The organism is Nitrososphaerota archaeon, assembly GCA_011605775.1.
Taxonomy (GTDB): Archaea; Thermoproteota; Nitrososphaeria; order Nitrososphaerales; family JAAOZN01; genus JAAOZN01.
In genome coordinates, this window is record JAAOZN010000062.1 from 16,032 (window position 1) to 42,355 (window position 26,324).

Here is a 26,324-nt window from a genome sequence, read left to right on the forward strand (position 1 = left end):
TCACCGATAGGATTTCTGCCTCCTTCTCCTAGGACCTGGTCCACCGAACTTTTTAGGCTCGGTTTGACGCGGATCGCCCTTAAGCAGATGCTCATCCAAAGCCATTATCTTCGCCTTCAGCTCATCTGATTTGAAGAATTCGACAAGCGCTCTCGAGATAGCCATCGCCGCAGCATAAGCCTGACCCATCACACCCCCACCCTTCACAGTCACATCGATATCGACCTTATTGCGTAGCTCCCCCGCTATTTTGAGCGGCGTCATTATAACCTCTCTGGCGACATAAGGCATCCATATTTCAGCTGGAAAGTTATTGATCCTAACCCTACCTATCCCTGGTCTAATGGCTGCTGTTGCCTTTGCGGTCTTTCTTTCTCCAGACACTAACAGAAGTTGCTGCTGCTTCTTCTTAGACAACTCTCCTACTCACCTCTCCAACCCACCAGTTTAGCGACTTCGGCTAAACTGACATAATATGCCGCAGGCTTTGTTATCATAGCTTCTTTAAAGCCCACCTTCTCCACATTCTTATATTCTTCTGGTACGCCTATGTACGTTCTTAACCTCTTTAGCGCCAATCTCCCCTTAGGTTTCTTTCTAGGAACCATCCCCCTAACCATCCTAGCGAAGATTCGATCAGGTCTTCTTGGGTGCACGGGTGTGTGTTTAGGATTGGTTACACTAGTTATTTCAAGCCTAGCTTCCCACTCTCTGCGAATACTATCTACGCTACCAGAAAGTAGGATCTTCTCTGTATTAACGACCACAACCCGCTCCCCTTCAAGCAGCTTCTTCGCTACGATAGATGCTAGTCTACCAGCGATATGCCCAGCACCATCCACTACAATGGGCTGCTTGCTCTTCTGCAGACTAACCTCCAATCAGCTTAACCCCCTTATAACTCGAGTATGTGTCGATAAACTTCTTTATCGGCAGAGCCTCGCCGCCAGCAGCGATTATCTTCGAGCGAGCACTCTCAGAGAAGGAGAAGCCCCCTACCACCACTTTATGCTCTATGACGCCACCACCGAGAACTTTACCCGGCACGATAACCACATCACCAGCCTTAGTAAGCTTAGCTATCTTCCCAACGTTAACCGCTATTCTCTTCGATCTACTTCTCTCGAGGTACTCTGCAACCGCCTTCCAGAGTCCACTCTTCTCCCCTTTCTTAGCTGCTTTCTTCGAGGCGATTATGTCGCTCTTTAAAAGAGGGTTTCTAATCTTAACCACCATCGTCTTTCACCTTCAAATCTTCATATATACTGCTTATCTTCTTGTGAAGAATCTTTATTGCCTGTAGGAGTATTTCGGTTGCTGGTAAAGCCCCTACAGACTCGATGAATAGCTCAAACTTCTTACCCTCTTCATCAGCGTCACGCAACACAGCTACGGTAGCTGGCTGCCATTTAGCGTGGTCCTTACCCCTTCCGAGCTTAGCATACGCCTCAAGCTTAATCTTCTGACCTGGGGCAAGCTTCACTATAGGTATGTTTGGGCTTATTGGCTTGGTCTCCTTATCCTCTGAAACTAGGTCGCCTGAGTATATGGTCTTGGGTTTATCGGTAGCCGATGCATCGAGCACAAATAGGACTCTGCATCTAGGGCACCCTAACTCGCTCTTGCAATCACACTCCTCTGGTAACGTGTATCTGCTTAGATCTGTGTAGATCGGTATAAGCCCGAGTCTATGTGCTAATACCTCATCATACATTATGGAGGTGTTTTCAAGAATTACTACATCATCTATAGCCATAACGGGCACTTCGCTCAAAGCGAACCTTCTCACAGCATTAGCATAAACCCTATCTACACCACTCAAAACTACTCTAACTTTACTATTATCAGCCTCTAATACACTAATCTCCAAGGGTCGCCACTGCCTCTTCCAAACCAAGCTTTGGTGTGCTAAGCATACCTAACCAGCCTCCCCTATTCACTCTTAAATATTTTATCCACAAACCACATCCCTATCGCTATCGATTAAAATAAACCTTAAGTGTAACAATCTTCAACCCGCTTTAGGAAGGCACGATGCTGAAACCCATTGCCCGAGCAGCAGCCTACGTATCTATCACGGTCTTTCTAGTCCTCATCTTCTGGGCTGGTCTCACCTTCGCGCTAGGCACGTCAAGCCCAGCCTACGTAGTCTCATCTGGTAGCATGATTCCAACACTAAATGTTGGCGACATCATCGTAGTCAAGGATAAGGATAGCTTCAAGTCCCTCCAGGTCGGAGATATCATAGTCTTTCACAGCCCGGCTGGCGATGGCAGAGTAATAGTTCATCGAATCTACAGTATGAATATAGACCAATATGGTGTAGCCATCTATACCAAAGGCGACAACAACCCAGCTCCAGACGGTTGGGTGGTTCGAGAATCACACTATATAGGCAAGGTGGTCTTTACTCTACCCTACCTTGGCAGAATAACCTCGATTATTCAGCCCCCGCTAAACTATATTCTGATACTCTTCTTTATTGTCCTGATATTTGTAGTGGAGTTAAAGCGTAAGTAATGGAGTGTGAACTTCAAAGGATTCGGATACGGTTTAAATACTTCCATCTGCTTTATTAGAGGGCGGTAAATGCCGCAGACAAAACCTATAATAAGCATAGAGAATGTAGTCGCATCAGCGACCATAAATCAGCGTGTAGACTTAAACGCGATAACACGGAACTTTACAGATGTTGAATACCACCCAGACCAGTTTCCAGGCTTGGTCTTCCGACTCAAAATGCCTAAAACCGCCACCCTCATATTCAGCTCAGGCAAGATGGTGTGCACAGGAGCAAAATCTGAAGAGCAAGCAATAAAGGCGGTTAAGACAGTAGTCCAACGCTTAAGAAAAGGGGGTATAGATATACAGAACGAACCCGAAATCGAGATACAGAATATAGTAGCCTCAGCCAGCCTCGGAGGCAGGGTTCACTTAGAAGAGGCGGCTAGGCAGCTCCCAAGATCCATGTATGAACCAGAGCAGTTCCCAGGCCTCATCCACCGTATGCAAGACCCCAAGACGGTGATCCTTCTGTTCGCTAGTGGTAAGCTGGTGTGTACGGGTGCGAAGAAGGAAGAGGAAGTCTACCGAGCAGTCAACAACCTTCACGCGCTGCTCGAGAGCAAGAACTTGATGATATACTGATCATCTCGCCGCCCTCATCTGCTCCCTTATCGCTTTAATCTGCTCGGAGTCAAGTAGCCCTGCGTCGAAAAGTAGCTCAGATAATTCAGAGATGTCTGTGAAGCAGTGTAGCTTAACACCCTCATTGAGCAAAGCCCTCTCAGCACCCTCCCTCCTATCTATCAACACTACCGCGTCTTCTACCCTTCCTCCTTCGCTCCTTACAGCACGAGTAGCGGTCAGAATCGATTCACCCGTAGTCGCTAAATCATCTAATATCAGAACCCTCCACCCAGGGTAAAGAACCCCCTCCAAAACCTTGCTCAAACCATGCTCCTTCCTCTCACGCCGCACATAAACTAAAGGTTTTGATAATGTGTATGCGACCGCAGCAGCAAACGTCAGCCCAGAGGTAGCAATCCCACATACCGCATCAAAACCAGTTAAACCTATTTTGTTTTTTAACGTGTAAAGGTAGCAGGCGACAACTTCTTTGAAGACATCAGGGAAACTAGGGACTACTCTAAGGTTAATATAGTAGGAGCTGAGTTTACCACTTGTAAGCTTGAAGGTACCGAACTGAATAACATTCATCTTAACCAAGACCTTACCCAAGTCTCTAACCAGCTTCTCCCGCTCAACAGAATCCACAGCCAAGCCATCCTATAGTGCATAAAGAAGCATCTTTAAGTCTTCCTTCTATGCACCAAATACGGTATGCCTGAAATCTGGCTACCCTACGGCACAGTCGAAGTACCCCTGAAGATAAAGGCGGAGAACTTAGGAAAGATCCACACCCCCAACACCAAACCACTAGATGAAAACTCTGTGAAGAGCAGGATAAAAGAGCTCGAGCTAAAGGGGAATACGCTAATCTTTGCGTGTGAAGCAGACGAAGCATCCGCCTCTCTCATAAAGGCTGTGGTCAACACATCCACCGAAATTGGTAAAACAACCTCCATCACCGTGAGTGCTGAAAGAAGCCTACACTCTTGGGTTAAGAAGGTCTGCGAAGGGTTAAATGTGAACACTAAAGTCTTCACGGCATCAGAGGCGTCAGAAGCAGAGGTGCAACAATATGACACAAAACTTCTTATCTCAAAAGTCAGCTTTAACCCTCTCTTCGGCTTCTTAGGCGGCCCTGTTACGCTACTCAAGAGCTTAAGACCCAACTTTATAGCAGAAGCTTTTAAGCGCGTACAAAGCAGCGAACCTAGACCGGCTGAAGAAACCGAAGCAAGTTTCTATGCTTACTCAGAAGCCGAGCACTTTCAGATGTTAGGCTTAGAATACATCTCTATAAACGATGTGTTAGTTGATCTGGCGGTAGGAGATTTGGTTAAAGCGCATAAGCAGATTTCTCAAACACTTCTAGATCTATGTAAAATCGCTTTGAGCGACCCACCTGAAGCGATAATAGCCTCAGCGGGATCACGTAAACCAGCTTCCACCCTAGCCTCAGCACTTAACACACTCTGGAACATAACGAAACCTATAGAGGACAGTATAATAGTCTTCTTCGCAGAATGCATGGACGGCCTCGGCTCAGAAGCACTACGCTTAGCAGCGACCAGAAACATAGAGCCCTATCTTTCACAAGGTAACTACATAGACGGTTTAGAATCTATAATTTACCTGAAGTGGCTGATGAAAAAGACAAAACCAGCTCTCCTCTCAACCCTACCAAAACACTACGTAAATCAACTCGGTTTCGACCACTTAAGAAGCGCCTCCGATGCTCTACCATATATCCTAAAACAAAAAGGGAGTAAAGTCAAGATACACATCTTCCCAGTGACCGAAGCCACTCTACTTACAACAAGCGAAGTTCTCTAAAGGCTCTTTCCCCGACACGAAAAAGTAAACTCCCACGTAACACCACAAGCGATCATCCTTAGCCTACCACTGTAGGGCTTAAATTTACCATATCGAGATAGCAATACCGTGCGCGGGGGTTGCCAAGCCAGGTCAAAGGCGCGAGGCTTAGAACCTCGTCCCATAGGGGTTCGTGGGTTCAAATCCCACCCCCCGCACTCCAGAAGAATACTCGAAGCTATCGTGATCGATCTCTTGAGCATTTTACGAGCAAAAGGTTAAAATGGTGTTCTGCATATGTCTGCGCTGAGGTGTGAAAAGCAATGGTTTTGAAGGTGGGTTTTGCGAAAGTGGGGTGCATAGGTAGTGCGGTGTTGTTGGAATACCTTCTCGATGAGCGGGCTGAGCGTGAAGACATCGACGTTAGAGTGGTGAGCTCGGGCGCAAAGGTTGGCGTTGAGCAGGCTACAGAGGTAGGGAGGACGCTCGTTGAAATGAAGCCTAATCTAGTAATTATAACCTCCCCCAACGCAGCTCTACCAGGCCCTACTAAGCTGCGTGAGATATTTAAGGAAGCGAACCTTCCTACTATTACTGTCTCTGACGCTCCAGCGAAGAAGGCTGTGAAATCTATCGAGGAGGCTGGTCAAGGCTACATTATCGTTGAAGCTGATTCTATGCTTGGCGCGAGGAGGGAGTTTTTAGATCCGGTTGAGATGGCTCTGTTTAACGCAAATATTGCAAAGGTGCTCGCTATAACAGGCGCCTATAACATACTGAGGAATGAGTTGGATACGGTGATAGATGCTCTGAAGCGCGGTGAGAAACCGTCTTTGCCTCGCATCATTGTAGACAAGGAGAAGGCGATCGCTAATTCTGGTCTACAGAACCCCTATGCTAGAGCAAAGGCTATGGCAGCATATGAGATGGCTAGGCGGGTTGCTGACCTTACGGTAGAAGGTTGCTTTGTTGTCAAGGAGATGGAGAGGTATATGCCTCTGATAGCTGCTGGGCACGAGATGCTGGCTGCAGCCGCTATGCTAGCTGACGAAGCTAGAAGTATAGAGAAGTGCAACGATACTGTCTTCAGGTCGCCTCACTACGATGACGGCACGATATTGAAAAAGTACAAGTTTGCCGAAAAGCCTTCTAAGCCCTCCGCGTGAATCTAAAAGTCTAGCTTAGCTTCTGGAGCTTAGCCCCTCTGTTATCTGCTTCAGCAACAAAGACTTTTTTCTCAAACTCTGAGCCTAGTAGAGGCTCTAAAGACAGCATAATCTTTCTAGCTTGCTTCATTCCTTGCGCTAGCGCGTAGACCGTTGGTCCCCAGGAGCTTTGTCCTACTGCTTTTGCACCAGCTTCTAGCATCTTTTTGCAGCTTTCTTCGGCTAGTCTGCTTGCGTAGATGCCTCCTTGTATCTTCTCAAAGCATTTACCCGTTAATATCTGGATCTTTGTAAGGGCTTTTCCGAAGGTCTCTATGTCTTGTTCGATGAGGGCTGGTATTAGGTTTAGGTGCACTAGCCTGCAGATGTCCGTAGCCCACTCTTTTCTTGGCGTGGGTAGGGTGTCGAATGCCTTCCTCTCTTTCTCTCCACTAAGCCCCCTTCTTTCCTTTTCTGTAACCGCTACGACGAAGAGCCAATCTTTCGGGAAGGGGTGTCTAAAAACGATGGGTGCTATACTCTTTTTTTCTTTTTTAGATCTTTCCCACGGGTTCACTTTATGTCCTGCGTCGACTATAAACCCGCCGTACTTGAAGACTCCTATACCTATACTTGATATTGAGGCCCTACCTGTGAGCACAGCAGCCTCCTCAACAGAAACCCTTAGGTTGTTTATACTGCTGATAAGTGAAGCCACTGCTAGAGCCGATTGCGTACCTGAGCCTAATCCCACGTGCATAGGTATAGTCTTCTCCACAATAATCCTACATTTGATCTTAGCGTTTACAGCTTCTATAAACCGCTCAGCAAATGACCTGAACCTTTCAGCCTGCTCACCCTCCACCACTAACCTATCTGATTCTTCAGCGGTCAAGATCACGTTCGGATACTTTATCCCAACCCCGATAGAGCCGAATGCTCTGCCCAAGTCTCCCCGAAGATCAATCAGACCCATATGGAGCCTGCTAGGCGTCTTTATCGTGAGTCTCATATTCGGAAACCAACCTCCTACAGTATGTGTAGATTTCATCTGCTGCTTGCGCATAGGCAGAGTGTTTAGCCACCCTAGATATTATGGAGCGGTGATGCTCTATGAGGTGAAGCAGCCTTCTAGCCTCGTTTAGATCTGACTCAGCATACGGTCTGATTCTAGTTGCGTGTATTATGCACTCCATTAATGCGTGAGGTGCCCGGGAATATGGTTCAACTCTCTTCATCTTAGGCCCTTTTATTGAGAGGACTGAGCATTCAAAGAGCGCGCGTTTCTCTCCATCTCCTGTGATTCGCTCCACACTTACGCTCAAGACCGCATCAGCTTTCCTTAGCTCAGGTGAATCTACGGCATCCGAACGCTTAAACATTCTCTTCAAACACTCTGCTTTAAGAAACTTCAGGGCTGAAAAGTAATAGAGCAAAGGGTCTGAGGAGAAGTTTATGGTTGCGCAGCCTGTCCTCAAAAGGTTACGGTATGTGGCTGTATCTGTATGGGGGCGTATAGCCACTTTACCACCTCTTAACGGGGTTATGCCCATCGGTGCAGCGTTAGGGGTGTTGTCTGGGTTCCAGGTGCAGACTATCCCCTCATAGATGTGCCCAACTTTCAGACCGAGCCTTTCAAGTAAATGTTTAGAATTCAGAGCGCTATCGAAGATGCGGTTGAAAATGCCTCGTAAAAGCTTTACGCTTAAACTAAAAGAGATCTGAGTCCTGTATGTATCCTTTGCCTGTCTTCAAGGCGATCTCGGCTTTCTGAAGCTCTCTCCCCAGGTAGGCTGCGTGATCAAGCCTTGAAACAAGCCCTAAATCTATAATCTTCTTTACGATCTTCGACGTCTCTCTACCATAGATGACGACATCGACATCTTTGAGTGAACGGGGGTAATGGTAGACGACTATCTGGGAGTTTTCTCGGTCAACCGCTATCTTAAAAGAGCCCCTCTGATCAATATACACAGATTCTTCACCATCCGCCTGAACTCTTCCACACTGCTCACCCACCTGAATAAGGGGGTCGTCTCTAAGCCTCTTCTCTTTAAGCATGAGTAGATCTAAACCAAGATCTTTGGGTACTGAGCCTCTGCAGTAAGCAATATACATCATCTTGCAAGCCTTGGCAAGCTCCTTTACAGCCCCCCTCGTCTTGACACTAGCTTCGGTAGCCAAGACTATAGATGCGCCAAGCTCCATCGCTAAACCAGCTAGAAGCGCGTTAACCCCGATGGAGTCAGCATCCAGAAGCTCGCTGACATTTGCTAGCCCCATGAAGAGGGGCGTATAAGGCTCCTCTCTCCTAAAGAGGTGGTGTGCAACCAGAGATCGCACCAGCCCAGGGGTTATCAGCACATCTGTTATAGGGTCTGCGATGACCTTAGTCAAACCTAGGGTTCTAGCGAGCTGTAGGTTTTCTCTAAGCGCCTTCACTCTTTCCTCAGGGTCTTTAGGGAAGTAGCCCGCTTCTGTATGTGAGGGTATTATGACTGAGGGTATATCTTTTGCGAATGCCGAGGCTTCTTCTAGCGTCCCTCTGTCAAAGCTGAGGATCAAGTCTACACCAGCTTTAGCTGCCTCTTTACACTCATTTACATCTAATGTATCTATACTCACTGGTTTGTCTATATGCCGTTTAAGGAGCTTTACTATTCTACCAGCGTCCTCAGGTCTGCTTTCACGCGCAACCATACCTACGTCGATTATATCGGCGCCCGAAGATATGTAGTAGTTTGCTCTCTTTAGTATCTCTTCCTCGCTGAGAAGAGGTGCGTCTACTATCTCAGCCATAACTCTCATCGGCAACCCATAACCTACGCTTAATCCACCTACGTTAATCCTACCTTCCCCGCCAGCTTTAAGCGCCGCTTCTTCATGCTCCCTAATGTATGTTTCAGCCTCAACCCTTAACATACTGGCGAGAAGCTCACACGCAGGCACGGTCTTGGAGAGTGTAACTGAACCGACCAGATTTAACACCAGGGGCAGATCAGCAGCGTACTTAGGCCCCTTATACACAGGCACACCGACTGCCTTCTCAACTATATTAAGATCGCCGAAGCATAGACCGGGTAGAAGTATCATATCATAGCCCCTAACATCCTCCTCCTGCAGTTTTCGTGCTATGTATGATGTGTTGAGCAGAGCGGCTACGGGTCTCGGAAGTACCAAAACCTCACAATCAACATTACTCGATTTAACCTGCTGTTTAACCACCTCCGCGGCGAGCTGCGCAGTAACAACGAGCACTTTCATACCAAGCAGTAATTTGGTTGAGAGTGATTAAAAAATCTGTCCGTAGATAGGTGATAGGTTGAGAGAAGCGCTAAGCCTTCTATCTGAAGTGTGGAATGACTTCTTTTACCACAAGATCGATAGCTTTCCTCACATTACTGCCGATAGGTGAACCTACAACGAATTGTGTAACCCCAGCTTTAAGTATCTGTGAGATCTTCTCTATGCATTGTGCTGGTGTGCCGTAGAGGGAGAAGGCGTCAGCCATCTCTCTTGTTACTGCTGAAAACGCTGTTGGGAAGTCGCCTTTAACCAAAGCGTCTTTGATCTTCTTCGCCGCTTCTAGGTTGATTTGATGTTTCTCGAGTACGGGGTCTGGTGCACCCGCTACTATAAATGCTACTACAGGCATAGCAGCCTTGAATGCCTTTTCTTCGTTCTCGTGTATAGAGAAGGCGGTGTATGCTGCAACATCGATCTTATCCATGCTTCTGCCCGCTGATGAAGCCCCCTCCTTTACTAATTCCACGGCTTCTTTTATGTCAGCTGGGTTGGATGCGTTTATCAGCACACCGTCCCCCATTTCTCCAGCGAGCTTCAGCATTTTGGCACCTTGCGCGCCTATGTAGATTGGGATCGGGTTCCTAACCTTGAAGGCTAGTCTAGCCGACTTGACTTTGAACACTGTACCTTCAAAGTTCTGCAACCCTTCTCCTTTAAGAAGGGCGTTTATCATCTGAACGGCTTCTCTCATCGCCGAGAGTGGTTTTGTAACCTGCACACCAGCTTGCTCCAATGTGGTCAGATCTCCAGCACCTATGCCACAGATCACTCTTCCCGGTGCGACTTCGTTTAAGGAGGCTATGTTGCTTGCTGTAGCGAGAGGGCTTATGAGGAACGGGTTTGTTACCCCTGTTCCAACTTTTATTCTCTCGGTGTAGTTAAGGATAAGGGTTAGTGTAACGTAGACGCTTCGGTTGATGAAGTGGTCTGTTATCCAGAGGTTATCGAAGCCACCCTTCTCCGCTTGAATCGCGTAGTATACTGTTCTCCAATACACATCTTTAGGTACGAACTCTACCCCGAAGTTCACCAACTCTAGATCACCCTTTTTTGCTGAGTTTTTGTATAGCGTCGGCTACTTCGCTTAAGTTACTCTCGCTGAGTTGCTTCAAGGTTGCTTCAGCGTCTAAAGATAAGGCTGCTTTAAGCAGAACATCCATACCCTCATCTTCCGCCAACCTATCCTTCTGCCAGAGGTAGAGGAAGCTCTTAGCTAAGCTGCTTGATAGCTTATCTCCGCCTTTAGCGTTTAGGAGTATGTCGACGAGCTGTGTAGAGAGGTTGCTGCGGATGCTTCTCGGTATTTTAGCCACAACCTCAGATAAATCTACACTACTCATACCCAAGTGAGCTGTTGGAAGTAGTTAAAAAGGTTTAACTTCTGCTTTTTACCAGATGGTATGCTGCGCCTAACCTGGAGATTATTAGGAAGGTTAGGGCTTTAAGATCCTCTAGAGGTATCCGGGTTAACAGTGTCTCAGCACCATAGAGTACGGAAGCGTAAGGCGGCAGCTCTCCGTCACTAGACCAATATGCGAACCTCACCCTGACCGATGCGAGTGGCTCTATCTCATAGGCCCAGAGGGCGTCAAGGTGATCGACAACCCTACCCCCCACGAGCTCAGCAGCCTTTTGTACCTCTTCTGGTGTGGCGTTGGGCATGATGCTAAGCAGCTGCGATGCGAAGACCCTATCGTATCCACGCATAGTATCAGCTCCTCCGAAGCGAGCTATGCTGATTAGTTCAGTGCTGGGTGGAGGGGGGTCTGATTCAGCCAAGCAGCCTCTTTCAAAGCAGTTAACCGCTATCCATAAGTATTGGGCGTAGTGGCGGGGCTTCTCTAACCTATCGATGTAATACAGCTCTACCTGAGGAGGCTTAATGCTAAATAGTAGATCAAGCCCCATAAAGGATGTTTTGAGCAGCGCATCTGAGGCCGCACCACTCAGCCCCGCTTTTAGGTATCTTGCCCCCCTGAGAAGAGCGTCCCAGCTCTTTGATTCAAACAGTGTTGATAGCTTGGTGAACCATCTCTCCTCTATTCCCTCGCCTTTTCTGAACCCCATCTTCTCAAACAGATCTACCGAAGCCATACCACTGGTTGATGTTCACTTATCTTATATAAGAGATACGTTGGAGAGGATGGAGTATTTGAGATAGTGAGCGGGGCGTCTGAAGATGGATGCTTTACAGCTCGGTGTTGTGGCTAGTATAGTGGTCGGCGCGACGACCGGTCTCGGAGGAATCCCGGTGCTGTTTATGAAGAGCCTAAGCCAACGCATCCTAGACGCTCTACTCGGTTTCGCTGCAGGCGTCATGTTAGCGGCTACAGCATTCAGCCTCCTAATACCCGCCATAGCCTATGGTGGGGTGACACAGGCGACTACCGCTTTTGTCGTAGGTGCTGTAGCCATATATCTTCTGGACAAGTATGTTCCTCATGAGCACATGTTCAAAGGTCACGAAGGACCTGCTTCCCATCTATCAGGCACAAGCCTCATGATTCTCGCGATTACCATACATAACTTCCCTGAAGGTATGGCGGTGGGCGTTTCATTTGCTGGAGGCGATTTAACCGCAGCGCTAACAGTAGCTGCAGCTATAGCTCTCCAGAATATACCTGAGGGCTCAGCTGTAGCCTTCCCACTTGTTAGAGCTGGGTTTGGGCGAGGTAGGGCTGCTTGGTATGCTCTACTTACTGGACTCTTGGAGCCAGTAGGTGGGGTTATTGGTGTTTCAGTGATTGCTATTTCGTTTGGGTTTCTGCCGCTTGCCTTAGCCTTTGCTGGGGGTGCTATGGCTTTTGTGGTCAGCCACGAGATGATACCTGAAAGCCACAGATTTGGGCATGAGAAGGAGGCTACTTTCGGCTTTGTTTGCGGCTTCGCTCTAATGATGCTTCTTGATAACGCCTTTGGGTAAAGTAATCTTTTTTGGTAACCCCTTCATTTACAGAAGATGAGCTTGGTTACGCTGACGGAAGCTGCTGATATACTGGTAAAGGTCTGCGCGAAGGTTTCGGCGAACGAGATTGTGCTCATAATCTCAGATAAGGCCCAAGACACTCAGATACTCGAGGCACTCAAGCAAGCGGTGGAGCGAGTTGGAGCTAAGCCTAAGGTTGTAATCTACGGTTCACTTGAAGGGGGGAGACTGCCCGCTCCCTATGATTCTGCTTTTAACAATGTCGATGTGGTCTTCGCTTGCAGCACCGAGCCCTTCTCCTATGACTACTTCTATGACTGCACCTCGAAGGGAGCTAGAGTGCTAACTATGTTTAGAATCAATACATCAACGTTGCTGCGCACAGTTCAAGTAGACTATGAGGAGTTGGCTGAGGAGCTCGAGGATCTTGGGAAGAGGCTGCAGAAGGCTAAGATAGCTGAGGTGAAGACGCTCGCCGGCACAAACCTTGTGATGGAGCTCGCTGGAAGAAAGGCTAGGTTGGCAACTGGTTTAGCGCATAACAAAGGTGACCTAACATCTATACCCGCTGGCTTAGTAGCTGTCGCTCCGAAGGAGTTTACAGCCAAAGGTAGGCTCTTCATAGATGGTACGATTATAGGTTCGGGGAGGGTTCAGAAGCCCATTATGTGTATGATTCAGCGCGGTAGATTAACGGATTTAGCGGATGACCAAGCCTACCCGCTTCTGAGGCACAAACTCTCGAGAGACGAAGATGCGAATGTGCTCTGTGAGCTGGGTGTGGGCACCAACCCTAAAGCGAAGATTGTAGGGGGCGCTGAGGACGCGCGGGTAAGAGGCACCATCTCCATAGGCTTCGGCGACAACACACTACTCGGCGGAAAGATCAGAAGCCAAAATCACCTCGACGTAACCATGCTGAAAGGCACACTGATACTAGATGGAGAGCTAGTAGTCGAAGCTGGGCAGATATTAGTTTAAAAACCTCCTACGAATCTACCTAACCTTGTGGGCCCGTAGCTCAGCATGGAAAAGGTTACGATATAACGTAGCTCTTTTATAATTATTACACCATAGCATAGTAAAGTTTGCTTAAAGAAAGTAAGCTTCTCGCTCTAAATCTCTCTCCACTGGTTGTTTTAAATTTAGGGGGTTGGTGTTCAGTTGAGTTTGATCTTTAAGGATAGGGAGAAGCTTACGCCTAGGTATATACCCTCTACCCTACCTCATCGGGAGGAGCAGATAGCTCAGCTCCATAGCTTCTTCAAGGACACTTTAATTAGACCTTCTCAGACTCATCTTCGCACGGTTCAGATCGTTGGGAGCGTGGGTTGTGGTAAGACCGCTGCGACTAGGCTGTTTGGCGATCGCTTTCAGGAGGAGGCTAAGCGCCTCAAAATCGACCTCAACCACATATACGTCAACCTGAAGCTGCACGGGCGTAGTAGAGTACTCCTCTACAGGTATCTGGTGCAGCAAGCGGCTCCAGAAGCATACTCAGCAAGCCTTAGCGCTGAAGAGCTCATCTACCAGCTCGTAAAGTACCTTAGGGAGAGAAACCGCTACCTTCTAATCACGTTGGATGAAATAGACTACTTCATCAAGCACAGTAGGGAGCCAGACGTCATCTACGACCTCACGAGGCTTGAGGAGGTCTCTGAGCCAGGCAAGCCCTGCAACGTCATAGGCGTAGTATTCACAGCAAGAAGCAGAGAGTTTCATAAGATGTTGGATGAAGCAGCACTCAGCACACTAGGAAGAATACCCATAGAGTTCAAGCCATACAACTCCAAGCAGATACTAGACATACTGGATCATAGGGTTAGGGATGCTTTTCAACCACGAGCCCTATCGAGCGACGTTCTAGAATATGTAGCCGACATAACCGCTAAGCCGCCTGTCAACGGGGATATGAGATACGCCCTAGACCTACTACTATACTCAGGAACCCTAGCGGAGCACGAGGGCGCTGAAGCAATCACAGCCGAGCACATAAGAAGGGTCTTGAACGCAACAACACCATCCATAACAGAAGAAGACATAGCAAACCTACCACCAAGAGAGAAGCTCGTCTTGCTAGGTGTGGTGAGGTCTTTGAGAGCGAGCGGCAGACCATACACATCACTCAAAGAAATCAGACTTTCAACAGGAGTCGTCTGGGAGGAATACAAGCTCAAACCGATGAGCGTAGATGAGATAGAGGAGTGCGTAGAAGACCTACACGACAGAGGGATCGTAGAAATCAAATCGCTAACCTCAATAGGCATAAGCGGCGTACCAACAGAAGCGCTAGACAGATTCCTAGACACACTCATCGAAAGAATAAAGGCTGGTGTAGATGGAGGATAAGAGGAGAAGGGTCGAAGAAGAACTTGTTGAAGCGCTTGGAAGCGAAGGAAAGATCAGAACCATAATAACCCTAGCGGAAAAACCAAACCAACTACTCACAGCCTATGCCGTAGCGAAGAGAACAGGCCTAAGAAGACAGGACGCAGACAAGATACTCAAGAAGCTACTCCAACTAGGCTGGGTGAAGCAGCACACCTACGGTGTCAAAAAGTACCAGATCAACATAGATAAGGACGAAGTTAAGAAGCTGACAGAGTTCCTCAGAGCCATCGAAGCGATCTAACCGAATCGTAAAACATCAACCAACACTCACCCATAGCACCCAGCTGTTCATTAACTAAGGTTTCCGAACACCCCCCTCCCCCTGGGCGCCAAACTCCTCCAGCGATTAAATAGTCTAGGCTTATCTTAATTTTCGGAGGTAAGGGTATGGCTCAAAGCGTACTCGATCTGACCCTCAAGGACTTGGATGGTGTTGGACCAGCTACAGAGAAGAAGCTGCGTGAAGCAGGAGTAGAGTCCATAATAGATCTGGCTGCAGCCCTCCCAGAGGAGGTGGCTCAGATCATAGGTGGTTCGAGGGAGAGCGCTTGCGCGCTCATCTACGTGGCACAGACCGCTTTGATGAAGAGCGGGTTGCTTGAGAAGGAGTTCATCAGGGCGTCTGAGGTCTTCGATAGAAGGAAAGCCCTGATGAGGTGCACAACTGGCTCTAAGAATCTGGATGAGCTTCTGAAGGGCGGTGTTGAGACCCAGGCGATAACAGAGCTGTGGGGTGAGTATGGGAGCGGTAAGACCCAGATCTGCCACACGCTCTGCATAACCTGCCAGCTACCGTTGGAGAAAGGCGGTTTGGGTGGATCTGCCCTCTACATAGATACGGAGTCAACCTTCAGACCTGAGAGACTCTATCAGATCGCTGAAGCGAGGGGTCTGAACCCACAGGAAGCCCTCAACAACGTGGTCTTCTGCAGAGTATATAACAGCAGCCACCTAGAGCTCGTGGTTAAGAGCCTAGGTAGGCACATAGAGAAGGATAACATAAGGCTTCTAGTGGTTGACAGCGTCATCAGCCTATATAGGGCGGAGTTCTCTGGCAGAGGGAGTTTAGCTGAGAGGCAGCAGAGGCTTAACAGCCTACTACACAGGCTACTCAGAATAGCTGAAATATACAACGTAGCTGTGGTGGTTACGAACCAGGTTCAGGCGCAGCCAGACACCTTCTTCGGCGACCCCAATAAGCCAGCTGGAGGGCACGTGATAGCCCACGCAAGCACCTACAGAATCTACCTGAAGAAGGCTGGGCAGGAAAGGAGGGCGATCTTAGTCGACAGCCCCTACCACCCACACTCAGAAGCAACATTCACCATCAACGAGAAGGGTGTAGTAGACCCAGAGCCGAAGAAGAAGACTTCAGACTAACCGACGGTGATGCGAGATGCTAACTGAAGCGATCAAGGCGTGCAAATGGTGTGGGAGGAGACTCGGCAGCGAACACTACTATAGGTGCTTGGTTTGCGGTGAAACATACTGCTGGATACATATGGCTAGGCACCGCCAACACACCTTAACACAAGCATCTGGCTTTAGTAGGTGAGGCTTTTGAGCCTGCTGCTCGACGGCAGATATATCCCACCTGGTCCTGAAGCGATACCTCAGCCGAAGCCCTATGAAGCTAGGAGGCTACTAACATTAGCTGAGCTCACACCAGGCAGATACGTGGACACTGTTGCGAGGCTGGTGAACTTTAGGGTCTTGGAGAAGCGTGACCAACTTGGTGTGAAGATGGTATACCAAGGCGTCTTGGAGGATAGAACCTTTAGGGTGCCTTTCATCTGCCACAAACCAACGCCAGTATTCGAAAGAGGAGGCGTCTTTAAGATCAGAGGAGCGTATGTACACGAGTTCCAGGATAGATCGATCCTACTCGTCATCACAGAATACAGCGGAGTCCAACCCCTCTCTGATGTGGATGCGAGGGAGTACGTCTGGAGACCTAAGATTGGGAGCATACCTAGGCCGATCTACGACGTAACACTTGAAGGCGTTGTAACCAACATCTTCAGCGCATCTGGTTTGGTTAAGAGGTGTAATAGATGTGGGAGAGTCATCTACGACACCTGCCCAAACGGTTGCGGGGATGGTTGGAGTTGGGGTCTAAGGGTATCAGCTATGCTCTACGACGGCTCAGGCTCCATCAAAACCGTCTTCACCCGACACATAGCTGCTGAGTTGATCGGGAGGAGCTTAAGCGAGATCCTACTACTAGCCAATGCGTCGCAGCAATCTGTAGAAGGCTTTGATCTCATCACCTACCACCTAACCCTACCAGATAAGGTTGATGTTGTTGAGGCGGTTGTTGAGAACGCATCTAGCCTCCGCAGCAGAAACCTCATCATGGCGACTGAGGGCTTCAACCTCGCCTACTTCCCCTCAACCAGAGATCTACCTAGCAGGGTATTGGAAACTTCTACAAGGAGGCTAGACCCAAAGGATCCACACGACTCGAAGATTCTGAGGAGGCTGATCGAGAGGGCTCTTTGGCTTAGGATAGAGCAGACGACTGGTAGACCTATGATCCACGGCATACATCTACTAGATGAGCCGACACCACTCTACGGCTGTGAGCGGGCTAAGCTATACCTCGGCTTCTCAACAAGAGTAAACCTAGCAGATAGGACAATTGTGGTTGAGGCATCGCCTCAAGCCCTAGTTAGGGAGAGCGTATGGGAGTACGTTAGGTGGAGGAGGGGTAGAGGGGCTTCGGCTGAGGCGATAGAGAGGGCTCTGAAGACATTCAGAAGCTGCGTCCACCTCGCACCACTAGGCCAGATGGGGAGGATCGAAGGCGTCATCTACAGGAAGGCTTGTGAGCAGCAGGTCTCGGAGAGCGACCGAAGAAACCTCGTCGAGTTCTGGAGAGAAGTTTACAGTTTAGAAGTTGAGCCAGATGAAACACCACTACTCAAGGTGAATCTGATGAACTCTGAGCAGCTCTTCACATACCCACCATCAACAGCTTTCTTCGAAAGCGGTGCGATCTACATAAACCACAGCGCGAATAAGTTTATCGAAGCCAAGAAGGCATCGCTTACAAATCGAGTTAGAGCTGTGCTACGAAATGTGCTTCAAGACCTACGCCTAGGCGACAACACACTACCGCTTACGCAAGGAGAGGGGAGGGGTGTCGATGCGCAGAAGCTGGTACTCAGCAACATCCACCAGAAGATCCTAAGTAAGAGGGTTAGAGCTAGAGGACAGATAATCCAGCTCCCAGACCAGCTATGCTTCATACCGAAGCAGATTCTGCGGGTGAGCTGAGTTGAGTAGGAGAAGAAGCTACTCTGATGAAGAGCTCTCAGACCTCCTTAAGGAGATTTACGTAGCCATCGAGCGCCTCGACAGATTAGGGGAGGAGCTGAAGTGCCTCTTAACCCCGTCGAAATGAGGAGGGCTGCCGAGGCACTCTACGAAGAGAAGCTGAAGATGAGCACAGGCAACCCAGATCTAGATAGCTTGATAGGTGGTGTTGAGGAGGGTCTCTTCTACCTATTCTACGGAGAGCAGCAGATCTTAGACACACTAATCCACAGGCTCATCGTGAACTGCGTTCTACCAAGGGATAGGGGAGGTTTTCAGGCGAAAGGCGTCTACTTCAACAACACAGACTACAACACAGGTAAAACCATACTCGACCCAACGCTACTAGGAGGATTGGCGAAGCGGGTAGGCTTAGAGCCTAAGGATGTGTTCAGAAGCATATACACAGCCGCAGCATACAACGAGGAGAGGCAGCTCATAGTAGCCAACCAAGTAGCCGAGCTCATGGAGAGGGACCCTGGGATCAAGCTGCTAGCCGTACACAACATCACCAGATTCTTTGCGGACTCAAAGAGGGTTGAAGAGACAAGGAGGGTTCTGAAGCAGGTGATAAGCATACTATGGAGCACAGCAAAGAAGAGAGGAATAGCTTTAGTGGCTACCGCAGACGCCTTAAACACTGGTAGAGGCTTCATACCACGACCACAAGGCGGGAACTACCTACGCCACGCAGCAGGCATCATCGTATACATAAAGAGACTTGAGGATGCTGCTAAAGCGTACCTCATCAAACACCCCTGCAGAAAGACACCCGACTCAATCACACTATACCTTGCTGAGGGAGGTGGTGATCTAGTGGGTAGGATAACACCCTCGTTCCGCCAACGCTACGAAGAAGCCATCAGCGAGCTTAAGACGAGCTACCAAAATGCGCTAATCGACCTAGAGCATAGGGAAGCGTTCAACCTCCTCCTCAAAGAAGCCTGGTGTGTTGAACAAGCAGCCATGGGCAACTCAAACCTACCAACGGTAGTGGATGCGCTCAACATAACAGCAAACATACACAACAGAAAGCTCATAGAGGCTCTGAGGAGGAGGCTCGAAGAGCAAGAGAAGGCGATACAAGAGCTCCAGAGAAGGGTTTGAAGCCCTATCTAACCTAGTTGGCGGAGCGAGGCCATCAGAGAATGGGTAGCTTGGTAGGCTGGATACTCGACACATACATAGATGGCGATGAAGCAGCGATCTGGCTCAAAACAGTTGATAACAGAGCAATCAAGCTGAGAGACAAATACCAACCAACCTTCTACATAAAACCAAAGGGAAGGGAAGAAGGGGAGAGGCTCAGCACACTACTTCAGCAACACCTAAGCGTATTAGATGTGAAGTGGGTTGAAAAGTACACCAATCTAAGAAACGGAGAGAAGAAGAGCCTTCTAAAGATAACTGTAGATAAGGCATCGAGCTATAAGAGGCTTCTGATGATCTTGGAGTCCTCGGAGTATGTGGAGGAGCTCTTTAACACCGACCTACTGCACGTCCAACAATACCTCTTCCAGAATCTTGGTGTTGAGCCGACCAGTAAGGTGGAGGTAGAATACGATGAGCAAAGGCAACTAATCGGCGTTTCGAGGATCGATGACGATAGGGAGATCAAGCCGCCTCCCTTCACAACTGTATACTTCAACCTACACACAAATGAACCAACCCCAGATCCAAGTAAGCACCCTATCCGATTGGCTGAGGTGAGGTTTGAGGGTGAGGAGGATGTCATCGAAGGCTCAGAAGAACACATCATCGAAGCGCTCTCAGAGTTAATCAGATCGAGAGACCCAGACCTCCTAGTCTCCCCTAACTGCGACGACTTCACCTTCCCATACCTATACAACCGCAGCAAGATCCTGGGTTTGAACCCTCAGCTAGGTAGGGAGAGAGTGGATGTTAACACAATACGGAAGCCGCTGCCATACTGGGTTAGGGGTAGGGTTGCGCTAGACTACAACCAATTCGGCTGCACATTCGACGAGTGGGGTGTAGCTGGCTTGGTCGAGAGGGCTAGGTTCAGCTTCCTACCACCAGGCATCGCCAGTAGATGGACCAGCAACAGAATCAATGACAGCAGATGCTGCTACGAGCTGCTGAAGAGGGGTTATGTGATACCGAAGAACAGAGGACACTTCGAGTACATCAGACCGATGAGCGTTGTGGTTGAGAGGGATAAGGGTGGCATAATCATACCACCTAAGATAGGCGTGGTGCATGAGAACGTTGCTGAGCTCGACTACGAATCACAGTACCCAAACATATTGGTGAAGTGGTGCATCAGCTACGAAACAGTAACACCAGAAGGCGTTAAGATGAGGGAGGATGCCCTACTACCCTACATCACAAAACGCTACCTGGAGAGGAGACTCTACTTCAAGAGGCTGAGAAACAACTACCCAAAGGGCAGCTGCGAGTGGGTTTGGTGTGAGCAGCGCCAAGCTGCTCTAAAGCTTATTCTCGTCACCCTCTACGGAACCTCTGGATGCTGCTGGAACAGATTCGGCAACGTACTGGCCTTCGAAGAAATCAACAAGAAGTCGAGAGAAATCATGATAAAGACGAAGGATATCGCTCAGCAGAGGGGTTTCGAAGTAGTTTACGCTGACTGCGACAGCATCTTTGTTAAGAAGAGGGGGGCAAAAAAAGAGGACTACGAGAACCTAGCTAAGGAGATCAGCGAGCAGATAGGGTTGCCTATGGCGCTAGACCACCACTACAAGTTCCTCATCCTCCTACCCCTAGAAGCAGACCCATCAGCCATCATGGAGGCCCAAAAACACTACTTCGGCATACTATACGACGGCGAAATAGTAGCCAGAGGAATCGAGCTAAGAAGACACGACACACCAAAATTCATAAAAGATTTCCAGACCAAGCTGATCAAAACCCTATTCAGCTGCGAAAACGCGGAGCAGGTACAGACAGAAGGCTACGATAAAGCCCTTCAAGTCGTAACTGAAGCGATTGACGATCTTATGAAGGGGAAGATTCGGCAAGAAGATCTGGTGGTGTCGAAGACCCTAAAGAAACCCGTAACACAGTACAGAAGCATCCTCCCACACGTCTCAGCAGCAATACAGCTCGCAAGCAGAGGCAGAAGCATCAAACCAGAAGAAAAAGTCAACTTCATCTACACAGACGCAGACCACCACAACCCATTATGCAGAGTAATAGCATACGATCTAATAAACGGCCAGATAAACATAGACGAAGAAAAGTACAGAGATCTCATACTAGACGCGGCAGAAACAATACTATCAACACTAAACTTCAACAGACAGATTTACAACCTACCAAAACCAGATAAAAGATGGTGGAAAGAACTCATAGAAGAGAGGAGAAGAGAAACAGAACTCGAAGCGGAAACAGAGAAACAAACCTGACAGCGATACAATCAATCTCTTGAGCTGCAAGCCTATTCCTGACCTTTTCAAAGACCCGTAGAGTTAAGTGTGGTGGATTTTGGTCGTTTTAGAAGAAATTTCTAGGGTGCTCGACTAGTCTTTACGGGGCTTCGCTCTCCTTTGACTCAGCACTCATACGCTCAAACGCTTCTACGAGTTTATCTACTAGCTGCTCCTCCTCTCTATACGCTTCCTCTAGGAGCTGCGCTAGTAGAGATCTAATTAAGGCCCCTTGCACATTAACGATCTTCTCATACTTTTTAGCTGGTTTGCTGATGAGGTAGTGGAAGAACTCGTGCCTTAGCGTTTTAAGCGCATCTCTTTCATTCGAAGAATATACGTAGATGGTGTTATCCTTCACCTCACCCTCCTTCTCATATTCATCGTTGGGAATCCATTTAACCGAATGGATTTCATAACCGGTCTTAAAGATGCCCTTCATCCTTACAAGCTCTTTATCTAAAGCGGACTGCACATCTACGCCAATTCTACTATTATGACGTGTAGTAGAAGCAACGTTGTGATCAGCGTTCAGACGGTTCTTCTTGAGGGTTTGAGCCATCGGTTACGCTGCTCCCAGCTTTTTCTTCAGCTCCTCTCTAGCCTTCCTCAGGGTCTCTCTGTTTCTTTCGATCACTTCGCTCCAGACTTTGGGGTCTATTTCGGCTTCAACAGCCTCTCTCACGATCCTCTGTAGCTCAGTTGGTTCTAGTGCATCGAGCTCCCAGCATTGATCACCGTATCTCGCTACGTATTCTTCGGCTCTTGGGTCAGCCTTCTTCGTTGGGTTTGGGAGAAGGTTGTAGCTTAGGACTTGTCCATAGGTTAGGGCGATTCTCTTAAGTGTGAAGTCTACGCCGAAGTATTCTACAGCCTCCTCCGTGAATCTTTCGATATCTATCCCACTTGGATCGTGGTCTCCGAGGTATAGGACCTTCGCCTCGCAGTCGCTATGGAATATGTCTAGGTTGTCGTAGATGAAGGTCCAGGAAGAATACCCTCTCGATACGGCTAGTGGTATGTAGAAGCCGCCTACAGCATCGTATATTAACTCGGCTAACGCGTCCTTTTCGAGCCAAACAACGATTCTTTTGCCCATATCTTCCCACGGGTCTTCACCTAAGCCCTCTGTAGCCCTCTCAACCAACTCATCTACGTTAACTGTTTGCCCACTAGGTTTGAACCACCACCTGTATCTTACGTGATCAGCTAGGGAGTCCCAGGGGATAAGCCCACCCATCCTGGCTTTAACGAGTCTTTCGCTGAGTGTCTTGTAGCAGGCTTTGGTGTTCTGGTAGCCTCCGACCAGCTCAGATGCGAGCCTGTAATGGACTTGTCTGAGTGTGGGTCTTATGCCCTGGCTGTTGTATGCTCTTATGAGGCTACAGGCTCTGTTTACGACGCTCTCCCAGTCAACCAACTGTTAGCACCTCCTTCAGGTTCACGCCTAGGTGGCTTACTATCTCTGAGAGCTTCTTAAATGAAATTATCGGCACATCCTCCCCGCGTATCAGCTTTCTCTCTATGTAGCGTGGCTGATATGTTGCTAGGTATCTCGCTCTCTGATCCACCCTCCTAAGCTTGTCACATCTGTCAAGCCAGTCTTCGATTATCTTCGTCGCTTCCTCGGGCTCAATATCTCTCACTTTAACGAGGTATGGCGCTATCGCTAGCCCTATGCATATCTTCCTGCCGTCTGCGATAGGTGTGTTTAGTAGCTTCTCGACCCACTCGTACCCCCTAACCCTCTCTGCCTTTAGTGGTATTCTTCTCGCTTCGATGGCTCTGCTAACCTTTGAAATTTTGAAGTCGCCGTAGAGTAGGGTTAGGTCGGCTCTATTACCGCACCAATCTTGAATAACCTCAACTCTTCGAGAGATGAGCCCGCCTTCTACGATCTTGGAGTTTAGGGTGCAGGGTATCCTAAAGAGCCTGTTTAAGTCGCCTAGGATCTGCTTGTCGCAGAGCCCGTATGATAGGCGCTCCTGAATCCACCTCAAATACTCCTTAGCCTCCCCTACGCCTCCAGGCAGATCTCTAGGTTCGCAGGGTAGTAGGATGTGGAAGCCCTTGCCGCCAGAGAACTGTATAAGCGGCTTCACATCCAGCAGCCTCTTGACGAGCCTAGCTGACTTAAGAGCATACTTCTTAGCAAGATCTAAATCAGATTCGAGATCTATGTCTATGAAGACTGTGCTTATGATGCCTCGGCGCTGCTCCACCTCACTATGCGTAGATAGGAAGCAGTTGTGCAACAAAGAGCTCTCCAAACACCCGATAAGCTCCTCCTTAGACGATACCTTGAACCTACCGTGCTTGATCTCGTCATTCAGCATGACATAGCTCCCTAGCCCAAACATACCATCTCTAGGGAGTCTGAAGGCTTCGGGTAGAAGTTGAAGAACGTAGTCGGCTATTTCAGCCGAGTTCATACCGCCTACACCCTTGGAGAGAAGTCTTTACAGGTCTCGGCGAAGCGGGCGGTCGGCATTACAGCGGCCCACTCTGGGTGCTTGAGGCAGGATGCGGACGAGTAATTGATGCAGTTGCCGCAGCACGCTTCTATGAGATCAAACTCAGATGTCTCCGCACAAGCTCTACACAAATACTCTATTCGCTTGAGCTTCGGGTGCCAGTAGCCCGACACACCATCTTTAGATCCGCATCTTGAGCATTCTGCTGAACCGCTGAACCCGGCTGAACCACCTGCTTCAGCAGACGATGAGGGTGAATCTTTCCCCTTTAGCTGATCTGGGCTCGATTCTAGCCGATTGGTGGGCTCTGCTAAACGATCTGCTAAACCAATATTGTTAGCGAGCTTAGTTAGATCAACTAATCGGCCGTCTATTGGGTCTACGACGAACCTCCAACCGTCCAGTGTAGGCTGGTCTTGTTCAGCAGATCCGTTAGGCTCACCTGCTTTCCACTCCTTCTCATGCTCAATAACCTTTGCCCAATCAATGCGCTGAATCACGTTTTCATCAGGGTTCGGCAGTTCAGCAGATCTTACACTTCGGCAATATAGCTTCCTGTTGGAGCCCTCTGGTTTGAATTCATACGCATATCCTAGGTTTACTAGGTCTGCAAGGTATTGTCTGGCGGTCGATTGCGCTACCCTAAGTTTCGCAGCAACCTCCTCGCTGGTAAGCCCGCCTCCGTTGTAGGGTGGAATCTTATCGAAGCAGCGCTGAAGCCGCCCTGGCAGCTGGTAGAGCGACGATATCAAAACACCCCAGCCAACCCTCAGCGCTATGTAGAGGTCTGCTGCTGTTGCACAGATCAGGTTACCACGCCTAAAACGCTGATATTGGTGTAAGTAAGCGACGACTCTTATTAGATCGAGGAGGAAGTCGAGTTTAGACCGATCCCATGGCGCCAGTTTGAGCAGCTCTTCAGCGTAAGGAATCACTACGTCGTAGTCTTCAAGCAAATCCACGGCTGCGCGAAAGACTTTTAACTCTTCTTCGTCGGCTGGCTTGATCTTTCCAGCGGCAAATTCAACCTTGCGTTGGTTGATGCTCTTCGTAAGCTCCTCGTCTTCGTCCACACTCAGCAACCAGCATCTGCGGAGGGTTTCAGGCATAGGTAGCCTGCCAGCCGACGTTGTCACAACAGTCTTAGCGGGTATTTCCTCCACTTTCGTCTTCCACTCGCCCGTAGCTGGATCTCTTACAGCAACCTCGAATGCGTACCCGCCATCTTCCTTCATGATAAGCCTAAGGTCCAGTTCGGGTTGTGGGCGCCACTCGACAATAAACAGCACCTTGTAATGCTGATCACCGTACCGCATCCCACCCCCAGTTAGGTAGGAGCGAGACGAAGAAGCGCCGAAGCAAAAAGGATCTGAGATAAAGATGGATACCGAAGCCGTTGTAGTCCCAAGCCCTGAGCAAAGGGCTGCTAGTCTTCTAGCGGTTCAAACCCCGCCGCATCAGAGTGGACAAGGAGTTTAAGCCAGCGACCGTCTTCGAAATCGAGAGGGAAGCCTGGTACCACAACGTGAGGGAGAGCCTAGGTGAAGCCGTTTACCACGAGGCTGTGAGGAGGGTTCAGCTGACAGACGAGGATCGAGCCGACTACAGGAAGGCGGTCAGCAAGCTTCTCAGCGTAGTGACATATATCGATGAGGATACGGCTAAGCAGCTTCTCTGGACAGAGGCTGAGACGGCCATAGCTTACGGATTAGCTGAAGAGTGGAAGAAGAGGGCGAAGACCTACGAGGAAGCTTGGAACAGCCTATCAGCAACTCTACCACAGATCCTATGTCCGAAGTGTCAGGTTGCACTCGTCACATACTACATGACGAGGGGTGCTCATTAGCTATGCTAGCAAGTCACAGCAACCCCAATATTCCAATTATGGCGTGATACACTTTCTACCAGAGAAGACAGTAAACACAGCGTTGTGTTCACAGAGCAGCTCCTCAGAAACGCGCTTAACTAGATTGTTTTTAGTGGCTTACGCTTGTATCTTTAGGTTGCTAAGCCGATGGCGCTTAGCACCTCGTTGATCGCCTCTGGGCTAACCTTGCGCGCAAGTAGAGCGTTTACAACTCGATTGATTGCTTCACTTCCATCTAAACCTTTCCCAAACCAAGCTTCAACAAAATCTTTCGTGAACCGTAGCTCCACCAATATCTTCTCCTTCTCACGCTTAGCAGCCTCTATCTCGCTTAAGATCTTAACATATTCGCTTTTAGCATCCTCTACCTCGCTTCTAACCTTCTTCAGCTCTTGGATGTCTTTAAGCGCTGAAACAAACTCGTCAGGACTCATTCCTTCATCCCTCATTCTGTTATAGAGAGCTAGGTAGGACCAGACTTCACCTCGAATCTTTGAGTAAAGATCATATAGCTCGTAGATGCCCTTTAAGCGCCAATAATCCTTA

30 protein-coding genes and 1 tRNA gene are annotated in these 26,324 nt (G+C 48.8%); 15 read left to right on the forward strand and 16 right to left on the reverse strand.

Going from position 1 to position 26,324, the window contains the following annotated elements:
* Genes HA494_05590 through HA494_05605 form a run of 4 tightly spaced genes read right to left on the reverse strand, consistent with a single transcriptional unit; the run spans position 1 to position 1,897 of the window.
* Positions 1-417 carry a 30S ribosomal protein S9 gene (locus HA494_05590; GenBank protein ID NHV97244.1) on the reverse strand — a complete coding sequence of 139 codons (417 nt, stop codon included), beginning with the start codon at positions 415-417 and terminating at the stop codon, positions 1-3.
* A 5-nt stretch (positions 418-422) separates the two neighbouring features.
* The gene (gene rplM / locus HA494_05595) at positions 423-869 is read right to left on the reverse strand and encodes a 50S ribosomal protein L13 (GenBank protein ID NHV97245.1); all 447 of its coding nucleotides are present in this window, start codon (positions 867-869) and stop codon (positions 423-425) included.
* A gap of 1 nt (position 870) precedes the next feature.
* On the reverse strand, positions 871-1,236 hold the full coding sequence (locus tag HA494_05600) for a 50S ribosomal protein L18e (GenBank protein ID NHV97246.1): 366 nt from the start codon (positions 1,234-1,236) through the stop codon (positions 871-873).
* The gene (locus tag HA494_05605; GenBank protein ID NHV97247.1) at positions 1,226-1,897 is read right to left on the reverse strand and encodes a DNA-directed RNA polymerase subunit D; all 672 of its coding nucleotides are present in this window, start codon (positions 1,895-1,897) and stop codon (positions 1,226-1,228) included. The genes HA494_05600 and HA494_05605 overlap by 11 nt, the downstream gene beginning before the upstream one ends.
* Positions 1,898-2,034: 137 nt before the next feature.
* On the opposite strand from HA494_05605, the gene HA494_05610 reads away from it, so the two are divergent.
* Positions 2,035-2,520, forward strand: coding sequence for a signal peptidase I (locus HA494_05610; protein ID NHV97248.1), 486 nt, complete (start codon positions 2,035-2,037; stop codon positions 2,518-2,520).
* Between the two features lie 69 nt (positions 2,521-2,589).
* Complete coding sequence (locus HA494_05615) at positions 2,590-3,147, forward strand: TATA-box-binding protein (GenBank protein NHV97249.1); 558 nt, start codon at positions 2,590-2,592, stop codon at positions 3,145-3,147.
* Here HA494_05615 and HA494_05620 read toward each other — a convergent pair whose 3' ends face one another.
* Positions 3,148-3,783, reverse strand: a complete 636-nt coding sequence (locus HA494_05620) for an orotate phosphoribosyltransferase (GenBank protein NHV97250.1) — start codon at positions 3,781-3,783, stop codon at positions 3,148-3,150. It lies immediately after the preceding gene.
* Positions 3,784-3,843: 60 nt separating this feature from the next.
* Here HA494_05620 and HA494_05625 point away from each other — a divergent pair, with 60 nt between their 5' ends.
* The 3 genes from HA494_05625 to HA494_05635 all read left to right on the forward strand — a co-directional run bounded on the left by HA494_05625 (position 3,844) and on the right by HA494_05635 (position 6,107).
* Positions 3,844-4,962, forward strand: a complete 1,119-nt coding sequence (locus HA494_05625; protein NHV97251.1) for a hypothetical protein — start codon at positions 3,844-3,846, stop codon at positions 4,960-4,962.
* Between the two features lie 112 nt (positions 4,963-5,074).
* Positions 5,075-5,159: transfer RNA gene (locus HA494_05630), tRNA-Leu, on the forward strand.
* A 105-nt stretch (positions 5,160-5,264) separates the two neighbouring features.
* The gene (locus HA494_05635) at positions 5,265-6,107 is read left to right on the forward strand and encodes a F420-dependent methylenetetrahydromethanopterin dehydrogenase (GenBank protein NHV97252.1); all 843 of its coding nucleotides are present in this window, start codon (positions 5,265-5,267) and stop codon (positions 6,105-6,107) included.
* Positions 6,108-6,117: 10 nt separating this feature from the next.
* Here the strand turns inward: HA494_05635 and HA494_05640 are convergent, their stop codons facing one another.
* The 6 genes from HA494_05640 to HA494_05665 all read right to left on the reverse strand — a co-directional run bounded on the left by HA494_05640 (position 6,118) and on the right by HA494_05665 (position 11,486).
* Positions 6,118-7,098 carry a kinase gene (locus HA494_05640; protein NHV97253.1) on the reverse strand — a complete coding sequence of 327 codons (981 nt, stop codon included), beginning with the start codon at positions 7,096-7,098 and terminating at the stop codon, positions 6,118-6,120.
* A complete protein-coding gene (locus tag HA494_05645; GenBank protein NHV97254.1) occupies positions 7,073-7,807 on the reverse strand; it encodes a DUF447 family protein in 735 nt (244 codons plus the stop codon). Before HA494_05645 ends, HA494_05640 begins: the two co-directional genes overlap by 26 nt.
* Positions 7,797-9,350 carry a dihydropteroate synthase-like protein gene (locus tag HA494_05650; GenBank protein ID NHV97255.1) on the reverse strand — a complete coding sequence of 518 codons (1,554 nt, stop codon included), beginning with the start codon at positions 9,348-9,350 and terminating at the stop codon, positions 7,797-7,799. Before HA494_05650 ends, HA494_05645 begins: the two co-directional genes overlap by 11 nt.
* A gap of 79 nt (positions 9,351-9,429) precedes the next feature.
* On the reverse strand, positions 9,430-10,422 hold the full coding sequence (locus HA494_05655) for a 5,10-methylenetetrahydromethanopterin reductase (GenBank protein NHV97256.1): 993 nt from the start codon (positions 10,420-10,422) through the stop codon (positions 9,430-9,432).
* A 10-nt stretch (positions 10,423-10,432) separates the two neighbouring features.
* A complete protein-coding gene (locus HA494_05660) occupies positions 10,433-10,732 on the reverse strand; it encodes a hypothetical protein (GenBank protein NHV97257.1) in 300 nt (99 codons plus the stop codon).
* 34 nt (positions 10,733-10,766) lie between these two features.
* Complete coding sequence (locus tag HA494_05665; GenBank protein NHV97258.1) at positions 10,767-11,486, reverse strand: DUF3786 domain-containing protein; 720 nt, start codon at positions 11,484-11,486, stop codon at positions 10,767-10,769.
* Between the two features lie 85 nt (positions 11,487-11,571).
* Between HA494_05665 and HA494_05670 the strand changes: the two genes are divergently transcribed.
* From HA494_05670 to HA494_05710, 9 genes are all read left to right on the forward strand, one after another.
* Positions 11,572-12,315 (forward strand): ZIP family metal transporter, encoded by a 744-nt coding sequence (locus tag HA494_05670; protein NHV97259.1) that lies wholly within the window; start codon positions 11,572-11,574, stop codon positions 12,313-12,315.
* Between the two features lie 36 nt (positions 12,316-12,351).
* On the forward strand, positions 12,352-13,299 hold the full coding sequence (locus HA494_05675; protein ID NHV97260.1) for an aminopeptidase: 948 nt from the start codon (positions 12,352-12,354) through the stop codon (positions 13,297-13,299).
* Positions 13,300-13,488: 189 nt separating this feature from the next.
* Positions 13,489-14,667, forward strand: coding sequence for an AAA family ATPase (locus tag HA494_05680; GenBank protein ID NHV97261.1), 1,179 nt, complete (start codon positions 13,489-13,491; stop codon positions 14,665-14,667).
* Complete coding sequence (locus HA494_05685) at positions 14,657-14,950, forward strand: hypothetical protein (protein ID NHV97262.1); 294 nt, start codon at positions 14,657-14,659, stop codon at positions 14,948-14,950. The genes HA494_05680 and HA494_05685 overlap by 11 nt, the downstream gene beginning before the upstream one ends.
* 146 nt (positions 14,951-15,096) lie before the next feature.
* Entirely contained in the window at positions 15,097-16,089 is a 993-nt protein-coding gene (gene radA, locus HA494_05690; protein ID NHV97263.1) for a DNA repair and recombination protein RadA, read from the forward strand.
* Between the two features lie 16 nt (positions 16,090-16,105).
* A complete protein-coding gene (locus tag HA494_05695) occupies positions 16,106-16,264 on the forward strand; it encodes a hypothetical protein (GenBank protein ID NHV97264.1) in 159 nt (52 codons plus the stop codon).
* 5 nt (positions 16,265-16,269) lie between these two features.
* Positions 16,270-17,988, forward strand: coding sequence for a hypothetical protein (locus HA494_05700; protein NHV97265.1), 1,719 nt, complete (start codon positions 16,270-16,272; stop codon positions 17,986-17,988).
* A gap of 102 nt (positions 17,989-18,090) precedes the next feature.
* The gene (locus HA494_05705; GenBank protein ID NHV97266.1) at positions 18,091-19,134 is read left to right on the forward strand and encodes a hypothetical protein; all 1,044 of its coding nucleotides are present in this window, start codon (positions 18,091-18,093) and stop codon (positions 19,132-19,134) included.
* A 41-nt stretch (positions 19,135-19,175) separates the two neighbouring features.
* Positions 19,176-21,416: a hypothetical protein gene (locus HA494_05710; GenBank protein ID NHV97267.1), complete on the forward strand. Its 2,241-nt coding sequence runs from the start codon at positions 19,176-19,178 to the stop codon at positions 21,414-21,416.
* Between the two features lie 121 nt (positions 21,417-21,537).
* On the opposite strand, the gene HA494_05715 is transcribed toward HA494_05710, so the two are convergent.
* From HA494_05715 to HA494_05730, 4 genes are read right to left on the reverse strand one after another with little or no spacing between them, the layout of a single operon-like run.
* On the reverse strand, positions 21,538-21,999 hold the full coding sequence (locus HA494_05715; GenBank protein NHV97268.1) for a hypothetical protein: 462 nt from the start codon (positions 21,997-21,999) through the stop codon (positions 21,538-21,540).
* Between the two features lie 3 nt (positions 22,000-22,002).
* Positions 22,003-22,857, reverse strand: coding sequence for a hypothetical protein (locus HA494_05720; protein NHV97269.1), 855 nt, complete (start codon positions 22,855-22,857; stop codon positions 22,003-22,005).
* Positions 22,850-23,869, reverse strand: a complete 1,020-nt coding sequence (locus HA494_05725; GenBank protein ID NHV97270.1) for a hypothetical protein — start codon at positions 23,867-23,869, stop codon at positions 22,850-22,852. Before HA494_05725 ends, HA494_05720 begins: the two co-directional genes overlap by 8 nt.
* Before the next feature lie 5 nt (positions 23,870-23,874).
* A complete protein-coding gene (locus HA494_05730) occupies positions 23,875-25,227 on the reverse strand; it encodes a hypothetical protein (protein ID NHV97271.1) in 1,353 nt (450 codons plus the stop codon).
* Between the two features lie 146 nt (positions 25,228-25,373).
* On the opposite strand from HA494_05730, the gene HA494_05735 reads away from it, so the two are divergent.
* A complete protein-coding gene (locus tag HA494_05735; protein ID NHV97272.1) occupies positions 25,374-25,757 on the forward strand; it encodes a hypothetical protein in 384 nt (127 codons plus the stop codon).
* Positions 25,758-25,909: 152 nt separating this feature from the next.
* On the opposite strand, the gene HA494_05740 is transcribed toward HA494_05735, so the two are convergent.
* Positions 25,910-26,324: hypothetical protein (locus HA494_05740; protein NHV97273.1), on the reverse strand; the 415-nt coding region annotated here is incomplete at its 5' end.

Bases quoted from the DNA above. Each gene is read 5' to 3' on its own strand.
- HA494_05625 (NHV97251.1), top strand. From the start codon at position 3,844: ATGCCTGAAATCTGGCTACCCTACGGCACAGTCGAAGTACCCCTGAAG.
- HA494_05715 (NHV97268.1), bottom strand. From the start codon at position 21,999: ATGGCTCAAACCCTCAAGAAGAACCGTCTGAACGCTGATCACAACGTT.
- HA494_05635 (NHV97252.1), top strand. From the start codon at position 5,265: ATGGTTTTGAAGGTGGGTTTTGCGAAAGTGGGGTGCATAGGTAGTGCG.
- HA494_05730 (NHV97271.1), bottom strand. From the start codon at position 25,227: ATGCGGTACGGTGATCAGCATTACAAGGTGCTGTTTATTGTCGAGTGG.
- HA494_05685 (NHV97262.1), top strand. From the start codon at position 14,657: ATGGAGGATAAGAGGAGAAGGGTCGAAGAAGAACTTGTTGAAGCGCTT.
- HA494_05725 (NHV97270.1), bottom strand. From the start codon at position 23,869: ATGAACTCGGCTGAAATAGCCGACTACGTTCTTCAACTTCTACCCGAA.
- HA494_05710 (NHV97267.1), top strand. From the start codon at position 19,176: ATGGGTAGCTTGGTAGGCTGGATACTCGACACATACATAGATGGCGAT.
- HA494_05615 (NHV97249.1), top strand. From the start codon at position 2,590: ATGCCGCAGACAAAACCTATAATAAGCATAGAGAATGTAGTCGCATCA.
- HA494_05665 (NHV97258.1), bottom strand. From the start codon at position 11,486: ATGGCTTCGGTAGATCTGTTTGAGAAGATGGGGTTCAGAAAAGGCGAG.
- HA494_05660 (NHV97257.1), bottom strand. From the start codon at position 10,732: ATGAGTAGTGTAGATTTATCTGAGGTTGTGGCTAAAATACCGAGAAGC.
- HA494_05695 (NHV97264.1), top strand. From the start codon at position 16,106: ATGCTAACTGAAGCGATCAAGGCGTGCAAATGGTGTGGGAGGAGACTC.
- HA494_05670 (NHV97259.1), top strand. From the start codon at position 11,572: ATGGATGCTTTACAGCTCGGTGTTGTGGCTAGTATAGTGGTCGGCGCG.
- radA (NHV97263.1), top strand. From the start codon at position 15,097: ATGGCTCAAAGCGTACTCGATCTGACCCTCAAGGACTTGGATGGTGTT.
- HA494_05610 (NHV97248.1), top strand. From the start codon at position 2,035: ATGCTGAAACCCATTGCCCGAGCAGCAGCCTACGTATCTATCACGGTC.
- HA494_05600 (NHV97246.1), bottom strand. From the start codon at position 1,236: ATGGTGGTTAAGATTAGAAACCCTCTTTTAAAGAGCGACATAATCGCC.
- HA494_05650 (NHV97255.1), bottom strand. From the start codon at position 9,350: ATGAAAGTGCTCGTTGTTACTGCGCAGCTCGCCGCGGAGGTGGTTAAA.
- HA494_05640 (NHV97253.1), bottom strand. From the start codon at position 7,098: ATGAGACTCACGATAAAGACGCCTAGCAGGCTCCATATGGGTCTGATT.
- HA494_05675 (NHV97260.1), top strand. From the start codon at position 12,352: ATGAGCTTGGTTACGCTGACGGAAGCTGCTGATATACTGGTAAAGGTC.